Source organism: Caulobacter sp. P1_B12_2 (genome assembly GCF_056406675.1).
This window is the reverse complement of the sequence record NZ_JBFTZS010000552.1, coordinates 1-2,659: the sequence shown is the minus strand read 5'-3', so window position 1 is coordinate 2,659 and position 2,659 is coordinate 1. Positions and strand designations below refer to the sequence as shown.

The 2,659-nt window shown below is 70.0% G+C and carries 2 protein-coding genes; both read left to right on the top strand.

Annotated features, from left to right (window positions below):
- On the top strand, positions 1 to 432 hold a 432-nt coding region (locus tag AC1DZ6_RS23120), incomplete at its 5' end, for a cation:proton antiporter domain-containing protein (protein WP_477099455.1).
- Positions 433 to 532: 100 nt separating this feature from the next.
- Positions 533 to 2,596, top strand: a complete 2,064-nt coding sequence (locus tag AC1DZ6_RS23115; RefSeq protein WP_477099454.1) for a response regulator — start codon at positions 533 to 535, stop codon at positions 2,594 to 2,596.
- Positions 2,597 to 2,659 lie beyond the last annotated feature (63 nt).

The following is a 2,659-nucleotide window of genomic DNA, read 5'->3' as shown; positions in this document are numbered from 1 at the left end:
ATGCACGACTTCGCCGAACAGGTGGAGCGCCTGCTGATGATGCTGGTCCTGGTGCTGCTGGGCGGCGCGGTGGYGGGCGGCCTGCTGGACTCCCTGACCTGGAAGGAGGCGGCGTTCGGGCTGGCGCTGGTCTTCGTGGTCCGGCCGCTGGCCGGCTGGATCGGCCTGATCGGCGCACCGCATTCGATGCGGGAGCGCGCGGTCGTCGCCTTCTTCGGCATTCGCGGGATCGGCTCGTTCTACTACCTGGCCTATGGCCTGAACCACGGCGACTTCCACCGATGGGATCGGCTGTGGGCGATCACCGGCTTCGTCGTGCTCTGCTCCATCCTCGTCCATGGCGTCACCGCGACCCCGCTGATGACCCGGATCGACGCCTGGCGGCGGCGCGAAGTCTTGCACCAGGACGAACCACAACCGGGACGTGATTGAACTTCACCCTAGGATGCGGCAAAGCGTCACAGCGTCGCGTATCGACGAAACGCAAAGGCCCTGTTCGCGTATTTCTCCCGTCCGGGGAACGGGAATAAACATGCAGGCTAACGTCGCCCATCACGAACAGCGGCGGCAGGATCGCATCCTGCTCGTCCTGGCCGTGGCGTTGGTGGCCAGCCAGGCGTTCAGCGACTTCCTGACCCGCAACGCCTTCGGCATCGCCACCCTGTGGCCGACCAACGCCCTGCTGGCGGGCGGCCTGCTGGTGCTCAGCCCGCGCCGCCGCCTCATCCTGACGGCCATCGCCGTGACCAGCCACCTGGCCATCGACCTGCTGGTCGGCGACGGTCTGGGCCGCGCGGCGCTCTACACCCTGGTCGATGTCAGCGAGGCCCTGCTGGTCTGGTGGGTCACCAAGCGGTTCTTCGGCGGCCCGCCGCGCGTGCGGACCATGCGCCAGCTGGCCCTTCTGACCACCCTGACCGCGCCGGTCACCCTGGCCATGGCCGCCGTCGCCGCGGCCGTGCTGGCCCTGGCCTACGGCCTGCCGTTCGTGACGGTGCTGACCGACTGGTTCCTGTGCGGCGTGCTGGGCATGTCCATCGTGCTGCCGGCCGTGCTGGTGTTGCTGGACAGCGAACACCGCCGCGCCTTCCAACGCCCGCTGGCCGAGCCGCTGGGCCTGGGCTTGCTGGTCGCGGCGCTGTCGGCGCTGGTGTTCCACGCCAAGGGCCTGCCCGCGCCGTTCCTGCTGTTCCCCGTCGCCTTGCTGGCCGCCTTCCGCCTGGGTCCGCGCGGTGCGGCCCAGGCCTCGCTGATCGTCGCCTGCGTGGCCATCCCGCTGACCGTCCACGGCCTGTGGAGCCCGCAGATCTCGACCGACTGGTCCCAGGCCCACCAGAACCGGCTGGTCCAGGTCTTCGTCGGCGTGCTGTTCGTCACCAGCCTGGCCACCGGCTTGGCCCTGGCCCAGCAGGAGCGCCTGCGCCGCCTGCTGGTCCGCCGCGAGCAGCTGACCCGCGCCGCCCGCGCCCGGGCCCTGGCCGCCAACGAGGCCAAGACCGAGTTCCTGGCCACGATGAGCCACGAGATCCGGACACCGCTGAACAGCATGCTGGGCTTCTCGCAGTTGCTGGTCGAACGCCAGGACCTGCCGCCCGACGTCCGCCGCCAGCTGAGCCTGATCGACAGCGCCGGTACGGCCCTGCTGACCGTCGTCAACGACATCCTCGACTTCTCAAGGGTCGAGGCGGGCCAGGTCGAGCTGCTGTTCCAGCCGACCTCGGCGGCGGCGGTGCTGCACGACGCGATCGGCATCATCCGGCCCGAGGCCGAGAACAAGGGGCTGACGCTCGAGGTCGAGTTGGTCGATCCGGTCGGCGGGCTGCACGACCTGGACGGCCTGCGGCTGCGCCAGGTGCTGCTGAACCTGCTGAACAACGCGGTGAAGTTCACCGAGGCCGGACGGATCCGCGCCTGCCTGACGATCGAGCCCGGCGAGATCGAGGACCGGCTGAAGTTCGAGATCATCGACACCGGCGTCGGCATCGCCATCGAGCAGCAGGGCCGGCTGTTCCAGCGCTTCAGCCAGGTGGACAGCTCGGCCAGCCGTCCGTACGGCGGCGCGGGCCTGGGCCTGGCGATCAGCAAGGCGCTGGTCGAGTTGATGGGCGGCAAGATCGGCGTCGACACCGCCCTGAACCACGGCTCGGCCTTCTGGCTGGAACTGCAGGCGCCCCAGGTCGAGGCCTATGACGCCGGCGAGCCCCGCCCCATCGCCGCCCCGGGCGCGGCCCGCATCCTGCTGGTCGACGACCACCCGATGAACCGCGAGATCGGCGCTGCCCTGCTGACCCTGGTGGGCTGCGAGGTCGAGACCGCCGACAACGGCCAGCAGGCGGTCGCCAAGGCGGCGCGCGGCGGCTTCGACATCATCCTGATGGACATCCACATGCCCGAGATGGACGGCCTGACCGCCACCCGGGCCATCCGCGCCCTCGACGGCGGGGTCGGCGACGTGCCGATCATCGCCATGAGCGCCGACGCCCTGCCCCAGCAGGTCGAACGCTGCTACGCCGCCGGCATGGTCGACCACGTGGCCAAGCCGGTGCAGCGCGAGGTGCTGTACGCCAAGATCAACCGGTGGCTGGCGCGGAAGTAGTTTGCTCRGAGGCGGCTGACACTTGCCCCCTACGGGTCGCTTCGCGACCGTCTTCCCCCAAGG

Bases quoted from the DNA above. Each gene is read 5' to 3' on its own strand.
- AC1DZ6_RS23115 (WP_477099454.1), top strand. From the start codon at position 533: ATGCAGGCTAACGTCGCCCATCACGAACAGCGGCGGCAGGATCGCATC.